Source organism: Paraburkholderia sp. SEWSISQ10-3 4, assembly GCF_030464785.1.
GTDB classification, from domain to species: domain Bacteria; phylum Pseudomonadota; class Gammaproteobacteria; order Burkholderiales; family Burkholderiaceae; genus Paraburkholderia; species Paraburkholderia aspalathi.
The window spans coordinates 214,675-231,488 of sequence record NZ_JALPRI010000008.1 but is presented as its reverse complement, the minus strand read 5'-3'; the positions used below and the strand labels follow the sequence as shown (position 1 = coordinate 231,488).

The following is a 16,814-nucleotide window of genomic DNA, read 5'->3' as shown; positions in this document are numbered from 1 at the left end:
GGATCTTTTGGGGTTGCGGGGTGCATGCTGCGAGGCCAGGCGGGCGGTCGCGCATCGATACACCGATGGCGCGCGCCAACCGACCGTGCATTCTGCCCACGCGTTAGCTTGATGGCTTTAAGAATTGACTTAGTTTATCGCGCACGGACCGGGATGCCGAGAGCAGTCCGGCATAGAGGGCTGGGTCGTAGTGTTTCAAGGAGCTGATTTGACGTGCGGCAAGGCGCTCGGTGAGTGCTTCGGCGGTGAGGCCGGCGGGGTCGAGTGTGTCGCTGGCGGTCGCCATCATCCAGAGCGAGCCGTAGAGCGGGATGAAGGTGCTCATTGTGCGCACGATGGCGAAGCTGTCGCGTAAATCGTTGAGCAGGCCGGCGACGCGTTCCGTGTGGAAATAGGGAGAACCGAGATGCAGCGAGAGTGCGGCGGTCGGGCTCATGACGCGCTTGAGCTGCATGTAGAAGTCGGGCGTGTAGAGGCCTGAGGCGGGCGAGTCCGGCGGTGTCAGGTCGAAGACGACGAGATCAAACGGCGTTGTGGTTGTGGCGGCCCCGGCGACGAAATCCGCGGCATCGCCGATTACGAGTTCGACCCGCGGATCATCGAAAGCGCCACCGTGCACTTCTGGCAGGTACTCGCGGGTCAGGCGCACGACGTCGGCATCGAGCTCCGCCACGACGATCCGCTCGATGCCCCGGTGCTTCAGCAATTGCCGCGCAGCGCCACCATCGCCGCCACCGAGCACCAGCGCTGCCTTCGGCGATGGATGCGCCAGCGCGGCCGGATGCACCATGCATTCGTGGTAGATGAATTCGTCGCCGGTGGAGGTCATCGGGCGGCCGTCGAGCGTAAACAGCCGGCCGAGCTGCGGCGTGTCCCACACTTCGATCCGCTGGTAGGGCGAATCGACGCGCGCAAGCCGCCGCGCGTTCGGAAATCCGTAGACGGCGTCGGCGGTAGGGTGGAACAGCAGGGGAGCGCTCACGGATGGCAGGCTCTGTTGGGAGCGCGGTGGGTTGGTGTCGCTCAATTGTAAAGGCGCAGGCGTGGCGCGGGCCCGGCCCGCGTGCGGAACCAGCCTGAAACCAGGCCGCCAGGCGGCTTTGCGCGAGGGGGGCCGGTCAACGTTCTGTTAGAATGTCACGCTTTCAGCCTTGTCCGTTTGCTCTGCCCGTTTCGCGTCTCCTGGCGCCGCACCGTGCGCCGAAGTGGACTGGCATTCGAGCATCCGGGCCTCAAGCGCGCACCGCCTTCTGACTCTGTCTCCGGACTCGACATGACGACCCCGTCTCCCGCACACACTTCCCTGATGGCCAACGCAATCCGCGCGTTGTCCATGGACGCCGTTCAAAAAGCGAACTCCGGCCACCCCGGCATGCCGATGGGCATGGCCGAAATCGGCGTGGCTTTGTGGTCGCGCCATCTGCGTCACAACCCGAAGAACCCGCAATGGGCCGATCGCGACCGCTTCGTGCTGTCGAACGGCCACGGCTCGATGCTGCTGTACTCGCTGCTGCATCTGACCGGCTACGACCTGCCGATGGAAGAGCTGAAAAACTTCCGTCAAATGCATTCAAAGACGCCGGGTCATCCGGAATACGGCATCACGCCGGGCGTCGAAACGACTACCGGCCCGCTCGGCCAGGGTCTGGCCAACGCAGTCGGCATGGCGCTCGCCGAGTCGCTGCTTGCCACCGAATTCAACAAGTCTGACGCGAAGATCGTCGACCACCACACGTATGTGTTCGTCGGCGACGGCTGCCTGATGGAAGGCATCTCGCACGAAGCCTGCTCGCTCGCTGGTGTGCTGAAGCTGAACAAGCTGATCGCGTTCTACGACGACAACGGCATCTCGATCGACGGCGAAGTGGTGCACTGGTTCCACGACGACACGCCGAAGCGCTTCGAAGCGTACGGCTGGAACGTGATCCCGAACGTGGTCGGCCATGACGTCGACGCGGTGGATGCGGCAATCAAGCAAGCCAAACTGTCGGACAAGCCGACGCTGATCTGCTGCAAGACCGTGATCGGCGAAGGCGCGCCGACCAAGTCGGGCAGCCACGATTCGCACGGCTCGCCGCTCGGCGACAAGGAAATCGCGGCCACGCGCGAAGCGATCGGCTGGAAGTGGGAGCCGTTCGTGATCCCGCAGGAAGTCTACGCAGCGTGGGACGCAACGGAAGCCGGCGCACGCAACGAATCCGAGTGGGACAAGGCGTTTGCAGCATACGCAGCCAAATACCCGCAGGAAGCCGCCGAATTCAAGCGTCGCGACGCGAAGCAATTGCCCGCGGACTGGAAGGAAAAGGCCAAGGCGATCATCGCCGGCGCGAACGAACGCAAGGAAACCATCGCGACGCGTAAGGCTTCGCAACAGGCTATCGAAGGGTTGTCGGCTGCATTGCCGGAACTGCTCGGCGGCTCCGCTGACCTGACCGGTTCGAACCTGACCAACTGGAAGGCCGCCAAGCCGGTGCGTGTGAACGCCGAAGGCCACGCTGCCGGCAACTACGTGAACTACGGCGTGCGCGAATTCGGCATGAGCGCCGCGATCAACGGCATCGCGCTGCATGGCGGCTTCAAGGCCTTCGGCGGCACGTTCCTGACGTTCTCGGACTACAGCCGCAACGCACTGCGCGTCGCCGCACTGATGAAGTCGCCGTCGATCTTCGTGTTCACGCACGACTCGATCGGTCTGGGCGAAGACGGTCCGACTCACCAGTCGATCGAACACGTCGCAAGCCTGCGTCTGATCCCGAATCTGCAAGTGTGGCGCCCGGCCGATACGGTCGAAACGGCGGTGGCCTGGACCCACGCGGTCGAGCATCATGGCCCCTCGTGCCTGATCTTCAGCCGTCAGAACCTGCCGTTCTCGGAGCGTACTGACGCGCAAATCGCCAACATCGAAAAGGGTGGTTACGTGCTGCGCGACTGGAACGACGAGATCGTCGCGCGCAAGGTCATCCTGATCGCCACCGGGTCGGAAATCGAACTGGCGTTGAACGCAGTTGAGCCGCTGGCTCGCGAAGGCATCGCGGCACGCGTCGTGTCGATGCCGTCGACCACCGTGTTCGACAAGCAGGACGCCGAGTACCGTGAACGCGTGCTGCCGAAGGGCGTGCGCCGCGTCGCGATCGAAGCGGGCGTGACGGATTTCTGGCGCAAGTACGTGGGTCTGGAAGGCGGCGTGGTCGGCATCGACACGTTCGGCGAATCGGCCCCGGCTGGCGTGCTGTTCAAGCATTTCGGCTTCACCGTCGAGAACGTGGTAGAGACGGCCAAAGCCGCACTCGGCTGACCTTCGGTAAGCGCAGCCGCGTGCACCCCACGCGTGGTTGCGCCGCAAGGGCAGACGAACATGGAAGATTTTTTTCAGCCATCAGGAGATAGATCATGACGATTCGCGTCGCAATCAACGGCTACGGCCGGATCGGCCGCAACACGCTGCGCGCCTTCTATGAAAACGGCAAGAAGCACGATATCGAAATCGTCGCCATCAACGATCTTGGCGATGCCAAGACCAACGCTCACCTGACGCAATACGACACGGCGCACGGCAAGTTCCCGGGCGAAGTGTCGGTGGACGGCGACTACCTGGTCGTCAACGGCGACAAGATCCGCGTGCTGGCTAACCGCAACCCGGCAGAACTGCCGTGGGGCGAGCTGAACGTCGACGTCGTGATGGAATGCACGGGCTTTTTCACGACCAAGGAAAAGGCCAGCGCGCACATCAAGGGCGGCGCAAAGAAGGTCATCATCTCGGCGCCGGGTGGTAAGGACGTCGACGCAACGATCGTCTACGGTGTGAACCACAACGTGCTGAAGGCATCGGACACGGTGATCTCGAACGCATCGTGCACGACTAACTGCCTGGCACCGCTCGTCAAGCCGCTGAACGACAAGATTGGCCTCGTGAACGGTCTGATGACCACGATCCACGCTTACACGAACGACCAGGTTCTGACGGACGTGTATCACGAAGACCTGCGCCGCGCGCGTTCGGCCACGCACAGCCAGATCCCGACCAAGACCGGTGCCGCATCGGCAGTGGGTCTCGTGCTGCCGGAACTGAACGGCAAGCTGGACGGCTACGCGATTCGCGTCCCGACGATCAACGTGTCGGTCGTCGACCTGTCGTTTATCGCTGCACGCGACACGACGGTCGAAGAAGTCAACGCGATCATGAAGGAAGCGTCGGAAGGCTCGCTGAAGGGCATTCTCGGTTACAACGACGCGCCGCTGGTGTCGATCGACTTCAACCACAACCCGGCTTCGTCGACGTTCGACGCAACGCTGACCAAGGTGTCGGGCCGTCTGGTGAAGGTGTCGAGCTGGTACGACAACGAGTGGGGCTTCTCGAACCGCATGCTGGACACGGCCGTGGCGCTGGCCAACGCGAAGTAAGCTTGTTCTAGCTTCGTGTGCCTTTGCTGCCGGCTTTGGATCGGTGGCGGGGTAACGTAAAAAAGCCGCTCTTCGGAGCGGCTTTTTTACGTCTGCGTTTTTATGTCATCGGAATCGGGAAATAAACGCCGGCGCGCTGCGCGGCGTTCGAGATGTGCGTTTCGATCGCCTTGCCGGCCGCCGCTGAATCCCGCGCCTTAAGCGCATCGAGAATCGCCCGATGCTCGGTGTACGTGGACAGCACCAGTTCGCGCCGGTAAAACGGCATCCGCTGGCTTTCCTTCATGATCTCCGCGGCACTGCTCAGGATCGATTCGATCGCCGCGTTGCCGGCAATGCTCACGATGCGCATGTGGAAGTCATAGTCGAGGCGGGCGGCTTCGTCGAGTTCGTCGCAGGCGAGCGCCGTCTGCATGGCCGCGATGTTGTCTTCGAACCAGGCGAGGTCGGAATCGCTGACGGCCAGCGCCGCCATGCGCGCGATAAAGCCTTCTAGCGCGAAACGCATCTGGTAGGTATCCGGCAGCGACGACTGCTCCGCGAAGCGCCACGGTTGCGCGGCCGCGGCCTGCGAGCTTTCCACATACACGCCCTTACCGGGGCGGATCATCAGCAGACCGAGCGCCTCAAGCGTCGAGAGCGCCTCGCGCAGTGAGGCGCGGCTGATCGCCAGTTCCTCGGAGAGCTGACGTTGCGCCGGCAGCAAACTGCCCACCGGATAGACGCCCGCTTCGATCCGTTCGCGGATGGTCGCGATGGCGGCATCGGTGACGGTATGCGGAACGTTTTTCATCGTGGCTCACTTTGGGTGCGCGGTCTGACCAGCATTGTAATACGCGTTCTGAACGCTCGTACGGATCGCTGTCTGAGACGTGCAATCAGGCCAGGAAATGCTCAGAAGACAGCGGGTAAACGCTATTTAATGAATCCTTGACGCCAGTATATCGGCTTCCTACTATTCGCCATAACAGCACTGGTCGGACCAGTCTGAACAGATGTGAATCCTAATCAGGAGGAAGCCGTGTTGAAGTTCTTCAATTCACTGTTTGGCCGGGTCGTCATAGCGCTGGTGGCGGGCATTGTGATCGGCGCCGTGTTCCCGCATTTCGCCCAAACGCTGCGCCCGCTTGGCGACGGCTTTCTCAAGCTGATCAAGATGGTGATCGGCCCGATCGTCTTCTGCGTGGTGGTGAGCGGCATGGCGCATGCCGGCGATCTGCGCAAAGTTGGCCGCGTCGGCCTGAAAGCGGTGATCTACTTCGAGGTCATGACGACGATTGCGCTCGTGATCGGCGCGGTGCTGGCCTACGCGACACGGCCTGGCGTCGGCATGAACATCAATCTGCATTCGCTTGACCCCGCTTCGCTGTCGACCTATACCGAGCACGCGAAAAGCCTCAAGGACACGGCCGGCTTCCTGCTGAAGATCATCCCCGACACGGCGATCAATGCGTTCGCGACCGGCGATATCCTGCAAATCCTCGTGTTTTCGGTGCTGTTCGGCTCGGCGCTGTCGTTGCTGGGCAATAAGGCGCAGCGCGTCAGCAGCCTGATCGACGAGCTTTCGCAGGTGTTCTTCCGCGTGATGGGCTTCATCATCAAGCTCGCGCCGCTCGGCGTGCTCGGCGCGATTGCGTTCACGACAGGCACCTATGGCGTGGAGTCGCTCAAGCAACTCGGCATGCTGGTGCTGGTGTTCTACGCGAGCTGCTTCGTGTTCGTCGCGGTCGTGCTGGGCGTGGTGATGCGTCTGGCCGGCTTCAGCATCTTCAAGCTGATCCGCTATCTGCGCGAGGAGCTTTCGATCGTGCTGGGTACCGCCTCTTCAGATGCCGTGCTGCCGCAGATCATGCGCAAGCTCGAATGGATGGGCGTCAAGGATTCGACCGTCGGGCTAGTCATTCCGACCGGTTACTCCTTCAATCTCGACGGCTTCTCCATTTATCTGACGCTTGCGGTGATTTTCATCGCGCAGGCTACCAACACGCCGTTGTCGATCCATGACCTGATCGTGGTGGTGCTGGTGTCGCTGGTGACGTCGAAGGGCGCGCACGGCATTCCCGGCTCGGCCATCGTGATTCTGGCCGCGACGCTGTCCGCAATTCCGGCGATCCCCGTCCTCGGCCTCGTGCTGATTTTGCCGGTCGACTGGTTCGTCGGCATTGCCCGCGCGTTGACCAACCTGATCGGCAATTGCGTCGCGACGGTGGTGGTCGCCGTGTGGGAAAACGATATCGACCGGGCGCGTGCCCATCGTGTGTTAAACCGCGACGCAGCGCTGCGCTATGTGCCTGCGGGCGAAGACTCAGCCGTCGAGCAGGCCGCCGGCGAACATGTACCGGCCGTGTGACCGAGTGGGATTAGGCCGCCCTTTGGCCTGATCTATCGCTACTCATCAGCGCGCCAACGCAGCGCGCGTTCTACCCCGGCGGATGGGCTGACTCCGCTGGCTTTCCCTTACTTTTCGTTGCCTGACTGAGACTATGGCCAATCCGATCCTCGACCCCAACGCTCCCGCTTTCACCCGTCGCTACATGAACCTCGCCGACCCGCGTCTGGGTGCGCAGGCGCTCCACGCGAGCGACGAATTCTTCGCCCCGAAAGAACGTATGCTCGAGCCGCAACCGGCAGTGTTCATCCCCGGCAAGTACGACGAACACGGCAAATGGATGGATGGCTGGGAAACGCGCCGTAAGCGCACCACCGGCCACGACTATTGCGTGATCCGGCTCGCGCGGCCGGGCGTCGTCTACGGCGTCGATCTGGACACGAGCCACTTCACCGGCAACTTTCCGCCGGCCGCGTCGATCGATGCCTGCTACGTGGACGGCGACGTTCCGCCCGACAACGCCGACTGGCAAACGCTCGTGCCGGCCACCACGCTGCAGGGCAACCATCACCACTACGTCGAAGTGGACGACGCCCGCGCCTTCACCCATCTCCGCGTGAATCTCTATCCGGACGGCGGTCTCGCGCGTTTGCGCGTATATGGGCAGCCGAAGCGCGACTGGGAGCGTGTCGAGCGCGGCACGCTGCTGGATCTCGCCGCGATCGAAAACGGCGCGTACCTTGTCGCCGCGAACAACCAGCATTTCGGGCCTGCCTCGCAGATGCTGATGCCGGGTCGCGGCGTCAATATGGGCGACGGCTGGGAAACGCGACGCCGTCGCGAACCGGGCAACGACTGGGCGATCGTCGCGCTCGCACGCCCCGGTGTGATTCGTAAGATCGAAGTCGATACGGCGCACTTCAAGGGCAATTACCCCGACCGCTGTTCGCTGCAGGCGGCTTCGGTCACGGGCGGCACGGACGATTCGCTCGTCACGCAGGCGATGTTCTGGCCGGTGCTGCTCGGCGAACAGAAACTGCAGATGGACCACGTGCACACGTTCGCGGACGACATCGCCTCGCTCGGCCCGGTGACGCATGTTCGTTTCAATATCTTTCCGGACGGCGGCGTATCGCGTCTGCGCTTGTGGGGCGAGATCGCCTAACGGAGTTGCGTCGATGAAAACCTTGCACGTGGAACGCCTGACGCGCGCGGCCTTCGCGCCGTTCGGCGACGTCATCGAACTGGATGGCGCGCGCCATTTCCCGATCAACGGCGGCACGACCGAGCGCTATCACGACCTCGCGAACGTTGACGTAACGGAGCACGGCGGGCGGCCGCTGATCAACCTGTTTCGGGCGCAGCCGCGCACGCTGCCGATCGAAATCACGATGATGGAGCGGCATCCGTTGGGCAGTCAGGCTTTCATTCCCTTAACGCCACGCCGCTATCTGGTGGTCGTCGCGCCGGCGGGTGAGCTCGATCCGGCGCGGATGCGAGCGTTCTGGAGCGACGGCTGGCAGGGCGTAAATTATGCGAAAGGTGTTTGGCACCACCCGCTGCTGGCGCTCGATCAGGTGAGCGATTTCGTGGTGGTGGATCGTGGCGGCGAGCAGCCCAACTGCGATGAATTGTCGTTGGCAGAGCCGCGGCGGCTGCTGTTCGAAGCGAGTGTCGAGTTGGCGGAATAGGCTGGAATCGCAGCGCCTCACACGTAAAAAAACCCGGTCGATTTTTCATCGACCGGGTTTTTCTGTTGCCCGCCGAACCGCGCACCCCCGGCGCGGCCGGCATCTCAAGCATTCAACCTCAATGCTTGCGATGAGGGCAATTCTCCTTGGTACACGCGCCGTACAGCGCCAGCGCGTGTTCCTGCAGCTTGAAGCCGCGTTCCTTCGCGATGGATTGCTGGCGGCTTTCGATTTCGGAGTCGAAAAACTCTTCGACGAGCCCGCAGTCGAGGCAAACGAGGTGGTCGTGATGCGACCCTTCGTTCAGCTCGAACACGGCTTTGCCCGATTCGAAATTGCTGCGCGACAGCAGGCCTGCCTGCTCGAACTGCGTCAGCACCCGATACACGGTTGCGAGACCGATATCGAGCTCTTCGTGCAGCAGATTGCGGTACACGTCTTCTGCAGTCAGATGGCGCACTGGGCTATGCTGGAAAATCTCAAGGATTTTGAGGCGCGGAAGGGTCGCCTTGAGCCCGATATTCTTGAGATCGGTTGGATTGGTCATGACAAGGGATCCCTAGAGTACAATGCTGGGCTCTCATAGTAATGTGTTTTTGCCGTTCTGGTCATCTTCGATGGAATGAAACTCGCGCGGCTCGTCAGCGGGCCCGCACGGTGAGTGAAATGATTTCAAAATCTCAATTGATCTACCGGGGGAGCCGCATGCGGGGTACCTTGATCGCTGTTGCGACTGTCGCGGTTCTTGCCGGATGTTCCACCTACGACAGCTTGACGCAGCGCGTTGCCCAAAGCATTACCCCGTACCGTATTACGGTGGTGCAAGGCAATTTCGTCTCGAAAGAAGCGGCTGCGCAGATGCAGGTCGGCATGTCGCGCGCGCAGGTGAAGCAGTTGCTCGGCACGCCGCTGTTGACCGACATGTTCCACGCGGACCGCTGGGACTACGTGTTCTATTTCAAGCGCGGCTCGACTAACGTCGTGCAGCAGCGCGACTTCGTGATCCTGTTCGCGGGCGACCGCGTCGCCAGCTGGACGGGCGGCGAAGATCTGCCTTCCAACCTCGAGTTGCTGGCGGAAATCGACGGCGACAAGCTCGGTAAGAAAAAGGCCGCGGTGCCGAACGTGGCAAGCGCTGCGACTGGCGCCAGCGCGCCGGTGGCTACTGCGCCGGCTGCTGTGGACACCACGCGCTCGCCGTCTGTCGATGGCGCCGCCGCTGTGGTCGTGCCGTCCACGGACGCCAACGCCGAAGCCGCGCAAGCCGCCAATCGCCTGACCAATGCAGTGCAGTCGCCGACTGGCAATACGCAGTCGTCGGTACGCTCTACCGCGCCGACCGCCAATGGTGGTGGTATTCCGTCGCAAGGCCCAACGGCCGCCGGCCAGCCGCAGTTCCAGTTCCATCGTCCGCCGCCGCCGCAAGTTCCGGGTACGCAGGACAATCCGGTGGGACCGACGGGCCCGCAAAGCAATAACGGCGGCCCGACGTTGAACGCGCCGCTGACAGCTTCTCCCGCTTCGTCCGCATCTTCGGGAACGGGCGGCTAAGCACGCTGTCCTTCTCTTTGGACGGTTAAGACGGGCGCTGCGCCGGAATGTACCGTGCGCAGCGCCCGTCAGCCGTTCTGCTGTACCTTTTATGTGCGGCGCCCTGGCGTGCTGCCGGCCGCCGCGTTTTACCTCTTTCGAACCCTCGTAGCCATGAAAATTGCCATTGCTGGCGCATCGGGCCGTATGGGCCGGATGCTCATCGAAACCGTCCTCAATGATTCTGACGCCACGCTGTCCGGCGCGCTCGACCGTGCGGGCTCCCCGCAACTCGGTCAGGACGCCGGTGCGTTTCTCGGCAAACAGACGGGCGTGCTGCTGACGGACGACGTCGAGCGCGTGTTCGCGGAATCCGACTACCTGATCGACTTCACGCGCCCCGAAGGCACGCTGATGCATCTGGAAGCCGCGCAGCGCCACAACGTCAAAATGGTGATCGGCACGACCGGTTTCGACAACGAACAGAAAGCGCAACTGCGCGCCGCGGCAGACAAGATCGCCATCATGTTCTCGTCGAACATGAGCGTGGGCGTCAACGTCACACTAAAGCTGCTCGAATACGCCGCGAAGCATTTCGCGACCGGCTACGACATCGAAATCATCGAGGCGCATCACCGCCACAAGGTCGACGCGCCGTCCGGCACGGCGCTGACTATGGGCGAAGTGATCGCCCACGCGCTCGGCCGCAATCTCGACGACTGCGCGGTCTACAGCCGCGAAGGTGTGACCGGCGAACGCGATCCGTCCACGATCGGTTTTTCGGCAATTCGCGGTGGTGATATCGTCGGCGACCATACGGTGCTGTTTGCCGGCATCGGCGAGCGCATCGAAATCACGCACAAATCGGCGAGCCGGCTGTCATATGCGCAAGGCGCGCTTCGTGCTGTACGCTTCCTCGGAGGCCACAAGAACGGCTTCTTCGACATGCAGGACGTGCTCGGCCTGCGCTGAGCATCCACGGGGCCCGTGCAGGGTCCCGTTACGCCCCCTGTAGTCACTTTTCGACAGCGAGGTCAGATGGCAGGCAGCAGCGGCATCATCCATTACCTGGAAACCAGCGACGCGATCACGCATGGCGTCGCGTACGTGTTGCTGGCTATGTCGATTGCGAGCTGGTGCTTTCTGATCGTCAAAAGCTGGATACTCACCCGCGCCAAACGTCAGGCCACGCCGGCGATTGCGCAGTTCTGGCAGGCGTCGACGCTATCGGACGGCGTCGCCGCAATGAGGCGTGCGGACCGTGAACGCGTCTTCACGCCGCTCGCCGAGGCCGCGCTGCATGCCGCCGAAGTGGACATTCCTGGCGTGCTGCTTGCCCGCGTCGAACGTGGCGAGCGGGTGTTGAGAGCGCTGCGTCAGGCCCTCAACGCGTCGCAGCGGCGGCTCGAGTTCGGCCAGGTGCTGCTGGCCTCGGTGGGCAGCACGGCGCCGTTCGTCGGCCTGCTTGGCACGGTTTGGGGCATCTATCACGCGCTCGGCAGCATCGCGGCGAGCGGTCAGGCGCAGATCGAAAATGTCGCCGGACCGGTCGGCGAGGCGCTGATCATGACGGCTTTCGGCCTCGTGGTGGCGATCCCGGCGGTGCTCGCCTATAACGTGCTCGGGCGGATGGTGCGGCAGTTGTCGGAGGAACTCGACGGCTTCGCGCACGATCTTCACGCCTATGTGTGCGCGCCGGCGGATCAGCCCCGGCCCCACCCGCAGCCTCAGCAAGCCCACGCCGGGACGCACTAGGCGCACCGCCGCGACTGGAAGACTCAAGGAGGCGACATGGCATTCGGCGGACTCGAGAAAAAGCAGGCGGCCGCGCCGATGGCCGAGATCAACATGACACCGTTGATCGACGTGATGCTCGTGCTGCTGGTGATTTTTATCATTACCGCGCCTTTATTCACGCACGCGATCCGGCTCGATTTGCCCAAAGTCGCGGCCGCACCAGCGCGGCAAACGCCGCAAACCATTTCTCTTTCAATCGATGCCGCCGGCAAGCTGCACTGGAACGGCACCGTCATTACGCTGCAGCAGATGCGCGCGCAATTCATGGCAGCGGGCAAAGCCGCGCAGGCCGACCAGCCGGAAATCCATCTGAGCGCCGAGCGCTCGACGCGCTACGAGGTGATCGCACAGGTGATGGGCGCAGCGCAGCAGGCCGGGCTCGAGCGGATCGGTTTCGTGACGGACCCGCCGCCGCCGGGCGCGGCGCAGTAGCGGCGCCAGCGGCACCGCGCCCGCTCAGGCGCAACCCTGTCGAACCCGCGCGCCATGCCACGCGGCGCACCCGTCCGCGAACGGTATAATCAGCCCTTTCCCCTGCAGAAGGGGAAACGATGCCATTTCATCCAGCAGAGCACCAGGCCCGGTGCGAAAGCACCGAACCCAGCGATTCCATCACACCATGCACGAAAAATACGTTCCCTCCGACGTCGAAGCCGCCGCGCAAGGGCAATGGCGCGCCATCGACGCGTATAAGACGTCGGAAACCACCGACAAACCCAAGTTCTATTGCGTCTCGATGTTGCCGTACCCGTCGGGCAAGCTGCACATGGGCCACGTGCGGAACTACACGATCAACGACGTGATGTACCGCTATCTGCGGATGAACGGCTACAACGTGCTGATGCCGATGGGTTGGGACGCGTTCGGCATGCCGGCGGAAAACGCTGCGATGGCCAACAACGTGCCGCCGGCGAAGTGGACCTACGACAACATCGCTTACATGAAGAAGCAGATGCAGTCGATGGGCCTCGCGATCGACTGGTCGCGCGAAGTTGCCACCTGCAGCCCCGATTACTACAAGTGGAACCAGTGGCTGTTCCTGAAGATGCTCGAAAAGGGCATCGCGTACAAGAAAACCGGCACCGTGAACTGGGACCCGGTCGATCAGACCGTGCTCGCCAACGAGCAGGTGATCGACGGCCGCGGCTGGCGTTCGGGCGCGCTGATCGAAAAGCGCGAAATCCCGATGTACTACATGCGCATCACGCAGTACGCGGATGAGCTGCTGAACGACCTCGAAGGCCTCGGCTGGCCCGAGCGCGTCAAGATCATGCAGCAGAACTGGATCGGCAAGAGCTTCGGCGTGAACTTCGGTTTCCCGTATGAAATCGACGGCGAACAGAAGCTGCTGCGCGTGTTCACCACGCGTGCCGACACGATCATGGGCGTGACCTTCTGCGCGGTCGCCGCCGAGCATCCGCTCGCCACGCGTCTCGCGCAAGACAAGCCGGAACTGCAGGCCTTCATCGAGGAATGCAAGCGCGGCGGCGTCGCTGAAGCCGACATGGCGACGATGGAAAAGAAGGGCATGGCCACCGGCTTCTACGTCACGCATCCGCTGACGCAGGAACAGGTCGAAGTGTGGATCGGCAACTACGTGCTGATGAGCTACGGCGAAGGCGCGGTGATGGGCGTGCCTTCGCACGACGAACGCGACTTCGCGTTCGCGAAGAAATACGACCTGCCGATCAAGCAGGTGGTCGCCATTGAAGGCAAGGAATATTCGACTGACGCCTGGCAGGAATGGTATGGCGAGAAGGACGGCGGCGTCTGCATCAACAGCGGCAAGTACGACGGGCTCAACTACAAGGAAGCGGTTGACGCGATCGCCGCCGATCTGAAAGAACTCGGCCTTGGCGACAAGCAGATCACGTGGCGTCTGCGTGACTGGGGCGTGTCGCGCCAGCGTTACTGGGGCACGCCGATTCCGATCATCCACTGCCCGACCTGCGGCGACGTGCCGGTGCCGGAAAAAGATTTGCCGGTAGTGCTGCCGGAAGACCTCGTGCCGGACGGCACGGGCAATCCGCTCGCGAAGTCCGAAGCGTTTGTGAACTGCACCTGCCCGACCTGCGGCGGCGCGGCCAAGCGCGAAACCGACACGATGGACACCTTCGTCGATTCGTCCTGGTACTTCTACCGCTACGCGGCGCCGGACGCGAAGACCATGGTCGACGAGCGCACCGATTACTGGGCGCCGATGGATCAGTACATCGGCGGCATCGAGCACGCGATTCTGCACCTCTTGTACTCGCGCTTCTGGGCGAAGGTGATGCGCGACATGGGCCTGATCGAGTTCGGCGAGCCGGCCAAGAACCTGCTGACGCAGGGCATGGTGCTCAACGAAACGTACTACCGCGAAAACGAAGCGGGTAAAAAGACCTGGTACAACCCGGCTGACGTCACCGTCTCGTTCGACGACAAGGGCCGCCCGGTCGGCGCTGTGTTGAACGAGGATAACCAGCCGGTAGTGCTCGGCGGCGTCGAGAAGATGTCGAAGTCGAAGAACAATGGCGTCGATCCGCAATTGCTGATCGATCAACACGGCGCGGACACCGCGCGCCTGTTCGTGATGTTCGCCGCACCGCCCGAGCAGCAACTCGAATGGTCGGGTTCGGGCGTGGAAGGCGCGAGCCGCTTCCTGCGCCGCGTGTGGAGCTTTGGTCACGCGAACGAAGCAGCACTGCGCGCCGGCGGCAAGTTCGACGCCGCGCAACTCGGCGAAGTCGACAAGGTGCTGCGCCGCGAGATCTACAGCGTGCTGAAGCAGGCCGACTTCGACTATCAGCGTTTGCAGTACAACACGGTGGTGTCGGCGGCGATGAAGATGCTCAACGCGCTCGACAGCGCGAAGGGCGCGCAACCGGCAGTGCTGCGCGAGACGTACAGCGTGATGCTGCGCGTGCTGTACCCGGTCGTGCCGCATCAGACGTTCCAGTTGTGGCAGGAACTTGGTTATGCCGACGAATTCGGCTCGCTGCTCGACGCAGCATGGCCGAAGGTCGACGAACAGGCGCTCGAACAGGCCGAAATCGAACTCGTGCTGCAGGTGAACGGCAAGGTGCGCGGCGCGCTCACGGTGTCGAAAGACGCGACACGTGAAGCGATCGAACAGCTTGCCGCTGCGCATGAGGCGGTCGAGAAGTTCAGCGAAGGCAAGGCACCGAAGAAGATCGTCGTGGTGCCGGGCCGTCTCGTGAACGTGGTCGTTTGACAGTCCACCGAAACATGACAGCTGGCGAGACGCCGCCGCTCACGGCGGCGCAAGTCCCGCGCCACGGAATTTACTGCGAACCAGGAGCCAATGTGACTCGCAGATCGTTATTGACGCTGGTGTGCAGCGTGCTGATGTTGTCCGCTTGCGGCTTCCAGTTGCGCGGCCAGCAGGACTACGCATTCAAACGACTCTTTATCTCCGGCGGTTCGGCAGCAGCCGGCGCACGGCTCACGCGTATCGTGCAGGGCGGAAGCGACACGGTGGTGGTTACTTCGGTCGCGAATGCCGACGCAACGCTGCAGATCACCGAAGGCCGCGGCATCAGTACGCTCACGCTGAACTCGCTCGGTGTCGTCGAAGAATATGCGATGAATCTTTCGATGAACTACACGCTGGTCGGCAAGGACGGCACGGTGCTGATTCCGACGAGCACGATCGCGCTGAACCGCGCGATGACTTACAGCGATCAGTTCTCGCAGGCCAAGGCTGCGGAAGCCGACCTTCTGTTCGCGGATATGGAAAACGACGCAATCGACCAGTTGACGCGCCGTCTGTCGCTGGTGCGCTCGCTGCATCCGGCGCCGGGTGAGCAGGTGCCGGGCGTTGCGCCGCGCGCGCCGTTGCCGCCGCCGCCGCTGTGAGCGGTGTGCTGTGTCGTTGTTTAGTGAGCTGCGCTTGCTCATTCACTCGTTCAACCTCGCCGATCGGTAGCCATGCAACTGCGACTTGACGCGCTCGAAGCGCATCTCGCGAAGGGACTCGCCGGACTGTACGTCGTGTACGGCGACGAGCACCTGCTCGCGCAGGAGGCGTGCGACCGGATTCGGGCGACGGCGCGTGCAGCCGGTTTTACCGATCGCTCGGTGTTCACCGTCGAGCGTGGGTTCGACTGGAGTTCGCTGCTGGGCGCGAGTCAGTCGATGTCGCTGTTCGGCGACCGTCAACTGGTTGAGTTGCGCATTCCGTCGGGCAAGCCCGGCAAGGAAGGCGCGGATGCGCTGAAAGCGCTCGCGGCTGCTGTGAATGACGACGTGTTGACGATGGTCACACTGCCGCGGCTCGATGCGGCCACGCAAAAGTCTGCGTGGTTCACCGCGCTGTCCGAGGCTGGCGTCGCGTTGAAAATCGATCCGGTCGAGCGCGCGCAGTTGCCGAATTGGGTCGGCCAGCGACTCGCGGCTCAGGGCCAGCGGGTTGTTGCTGGTGAAGAAGGGCGGCGCGCGCTTGCGTTCATCGCCGAGCGCGTGGAAGGCAATCTGCTGGCGGCGCATCAGGAAATCCAGAAGCTCGGGCTGCTGTATCCGGCAGGCTCGTTGAGCTTCGAACAGATCCAGGACGCTGTGCTGAACGTCGCCCGTTATGACGTTTTCAAGCTGAACGAGGCGATGCTGGCGGGCGATGTCGGCCGCTTGTCACGCATGCTCGACGGCTTGCGCGGAGAAGGCGAGGCCGCCGTGTTGGTGCTGTGGGCGGTGGTCGAAGAAGTGCGCACGTTGTTGCGGATCAAGCGCGGCGTCGCGGCGGGCAAGCCGCTTGCCATGCTGGTGCGCGAGAACCGCGTCTGGGGTCCGCGCGAACGGCTGATCGGGCCGGCACTGTCGCGCGTCACCGAGGGCGCGCTTGAAAAGGCGCTCGCTTTGGCGGCGCGACTGGATCGGCAGGTGAAGGGGTTGTCTGGCGGCACGCCAGGCAATCATCGCAACGATCCGCCGCCCGATCCGTGGGACGGCTTGTTCGAACTGGCAATGACAGTCGCTTCGCCAGCAAAAGCGGCGCCCGTGCCGCCGCCGCGACCTCGCCCAGCGGGTGCAGCGCCTGCTCGCAGGCTGGCCTGATCTAGCCAGCCGAC

The 16,814-nt window shown here is 63.0% G+C and carries 15 protein-coding genes; 12 read left to right on the top strand and 3 right to left on the bottom strand.

Annotated elements, in window-relative coordinates; all coding sequences use genetic code 11:
- Positions 1 to 103 precede the first annotated feature (103 nt).
- A complete protein-coding gene (gene speE / locus M0D68_RS18525; protein ID WP_093635427.1) occupies positions 104 to 982 on the bottom strand; it encodes a polyamine aminopropyltransferase in 879 nt (292 codons plus the stop codon).
- Between the two features lie 291 nt (positions 983 to 1,273).
- Between speE and tkt the strand changes: the two genes are divergently transcribed.
- Entirely contained in the window at positions 1,274 to 3,295 is a 2,022-nt protein-coding gene (gene tkt / locus M0D68_RS18520; protein WP_200621381.1) for a transketolase, read from the top strand.
- 95 nt (positions 3,296 to 3,390) lie between these two features.
- The gene (gene gap, locus M0D68_RS18515; RefSeq protein ID WP_063497349.1) at positions 3,391 to 4,401 is read left to right on the top strand and encodes a type I glyceraldehyde-3-phosphate dehydrogenase; all 1,011 of its coding nucleotides are present in this window, start codon (positions 3,391 to 3,393) and stop codon (positions 4,399 to 4,401) included.
- 100 nt (positions 4,402 to 4,501) lie between these two features.
- On the opposite strand, the gene M0D68_RS18510 is transcribed toward gap, so the two are convergent.
- Positions 4,502 to 5,194 (bottom strand): FadR/GntR family transcriptional regulator, encoded by a 693-nt coding sequence (locus M0D68_RS18510; protein ID WP_200621382.1) that lies wholly within the window; start codon positions 5,192 to 5,194, stop codon positions 4,502 to 4,504.
- Positions 5,195 to 5,422: 228 nt separating this feature from the next.
- Here M0D68_RS18510 and M0D68_RS18505 point away from each other — a divergent pair, with 228 nt between their 5' ends.
- The 3 genes from M0D68_RS18505 (at position 5,423) to M0D68_RS18495 (ending at position 8,421) form a co-directional block, all read left to right on the top strand.
- The gene (locus tag M0D68_RS18505) at positions 5,423 to 6,751 is read left to right on the top strand and encodes a C4-dicarboxylate transporter DctA (protein ID WP_200621383.1); all 1,329 of its coding nucleotides are present in this window, start codon (positions 5,423 to 5,425) and stop codon (positions 6,749 to 6,751) included.
- A gap of 133 nt (positions 6,752 to 6,884) precedes the next feature.
- Positions 6,885 to 7,895 carry an allantoicase gene (gene alc / locus M0D68_RS18500; RefSeq protein ID WP_200621384.1) on the top strand — a complete coding sequence of 337 codons (1,011 nt, stop codon included), beginning with the start codon at positions 6,885 to 6,887 and terminating at the stop codon, positions 7,893 to 7,895.
- A 13-nt stretch (positions 7,896 to 7,908) separates the two neighbouring features.
- A complete protein-coding gene (locus M0D68_RS18495; RefSeq protein ID WP_200621385.1) occupies positions 7,909 to 8,421 on the top strand; it encodes an ureidoglycolate lyase in 513 nt (170 codons plus the stop codon).
- A 118-nt stretch (positions 8,422 to 8,539) separates the two neighbouring features.
- Here M0D68_RS18495 and fur read toward each other — a convergent pair whose 3' ends face one another.
- Positions 8,540 to 8,968 (bottom strand): ferric iron uptake transcriptional regulator, encoded by a 429-nt coding sequence (gene fur / locus M0D68_RS18490; RefSeq protein ID WP_012434340.1) that lies wholly within the window; start codon positions 8,966 to 8,968, stop codon positions 8,540 to 8,542.
- A 158-nt stretch (positions 8,969 to 9,126) separates the two neighbouring features.
- Between fur and M0D68_RS18485 the strand changes: the two genes are divergently transcribed.
- From M0D68_RS18485 to holA, 7 genes are all read left to right on the top strand, one after another.
- Positions 9,127 to 9,972 carry an outer membrane protein assembly factor BamE gene (locus M0D68_RS18485; RefSeq protein WP_093635440.1) on the top strand — a complete coding sequence of 282 codons (846 nt, stop codon included), beginning with the start codon at positions 9,127 to 9,129 and terminating at the stop codon, positions 9,970 to 9,972.
- Positions 9,973 to 10,125: 153 nt separating this feature from the next.
- Positions 10,126 to 10,923, top strand: a complete 798-nt coding sequence (gene dapB, locus M0D68_RS18480; RefSeq protein ID WP_093635442.1) for a 4-hydroxy-tetrahydrodipicolinate reductase — start codon at positions 10,126 to 10,128, stop codon at positions 10,921 to 10,923.
- Between the two features lie 66 nt (positions 10,924 to 10,989).
- Positions 10,990 to 11,706 (top strand): MotA/TolQ/ExbB proton channel family protein, encoded by a 717-nt coding sequence (locus M0D68_RS18475; RefSeq protein WP_093635444.1) that lies wholly within the window; start codon positions 10,990 to 10,992, stop codon positions 11,704 to 11,706.
- Between the two features lie 36 nt (positions 11,707 to 11,742).
- Complete coding sequence (locus tag M0D68_RS18470) at positions 11,743 to 12,180, top strand: biopolymer transporter ExbD (RefSeq protein WP_200621386.1); 438 nt, start codon at positions 11,743 to 11,745, stop codon at positions 12,178 to 12,180.
- Positions 12,181 to 12,367: 187 nt separating this feature from the next.
- On the top strand, positions 12,368 to 14,962 hold the full coding sequence (gene leuS, locus M0D68_RS18465) for a leucine--tRNA ligase (RefSeq protein ID WP_200621387.1): 2,595 nt from the start codon (positions 12,368 to 12,370) through the stop codon (positions 14,960 to 14,962).
- 92 nt (positions 14,963 to 15,054) lie between these two features.
- Positions 15,055 to 15,606 carry an LPS assembly lipoprotein LptE gene (gene lptE, locus M0D68_RS18460; RefSeq protein WP_093635450.1) on the top strand — a complete coding sequence of 184 codons (552 nt, stop codon included), beginning with the start codon at positions 15,055 to 15,057 and terminating at the stop codon, positions 15,604 to 15,606.
- Between the two features lie 72 nt (positions 15,607 to 15,678).
- Positions 15,679 to 16,800, top strand: a complete 1,122-nt coding sequence (gene holA, locus M0D68_RS18455) for a DNA polymerase III subunit delta (protein WP_200621388.1) — start codon at positions 15,679 to 15,681, stop codon at positions 16,798 to 16,800.
- The last annotated feature ends 14 nt before the right edge of the window (positions 16,801 to 16,814 follow it).

Excerpts from the sequence above, each read along its gene's own strand:
- tkt (WP_200621381.1), top strand. The coding sequence starts at position 1,274 with ATGACGACCCCGTCTCCCGCACACACTTCCCTGATGGCCAACGCAATC.
- gap (WP_063497349.1), top strand. The coding sequence starts at position 3,391 with ATGACGATTCGCGTCGCAATCAACGGCTACGGCCGGATCGGCCGCAAC.
- M0D68_RS18510 (WP_200621382.1), bottom strand. The coding sequence starts at position 5,194 with ATGAAAAACGTTCCGCATACCGTCACCGATGCCGCCATCGCGACCATC.
- alc (WP_200621384.1), top strand. The coding sequence starts at position 6,885 with ATGGCCAATCCGATCCTCGACCCCAACGCTCCCGCTTTCACCCGTCGC.
- M0D68_RS18495 (WP_200621385.1), top strand. The coding sequence starts at position 7,909 with ATGAAAACCTTGCACGTGGAACGCCTGACGCGCGCGGCCTTCGCGCCG.
- fur (WP_012434340.1), bottom strand. The coding sequence starts at position 8,968 with ATGACCAATCCAACCGATCTCAAGAATATCGGGCTCAAGGCGACCCTT.
- M0D68_RS18485 (WP_093635440.1), top strand. The coding sequence starts at position 9,127 with ATGCGGGGTACCTTGATCGCTGTTGCGACTGTCGCGGTTCTTGCCGGA.
- dapB (WP_093635442.1), top strand. The coding sequence starts at position 10,126 with ATGAAAATTGCCATTGCTGGCGCATCGGGCCGTATGGGCCGGATGCTC.
- M0D68_RS18475 (WP_093635444.1), top strand. The coding sequence starts at position 10,990 with ATGGCAGGCAGCAGCGGCATCATCCATTACCTGGAAACCAGCGACGCG.
- M0D68_RS18470 (WP_200621386.1), top strand. The coding sequence starts at position 11,743 with ATGGCATTCGGCGGACTCGAGAAAAAGCAGGCGGCCGCGCCGATGGCC.
- leuS (WP_200621387.1), top strand. The coding sequence starts at position 12,368 with ATGCACGAAAAATACGTTCCCTCCGACGTCGAAGCCGCCGCGCAAGGG.
- holA (WP_200621388.1), top strand. The coding sequence starts at position 15,679 with ATGCAACTGCGACTTGACGCGCTCGAAGCGCATCTCGCGAAGGGACTC.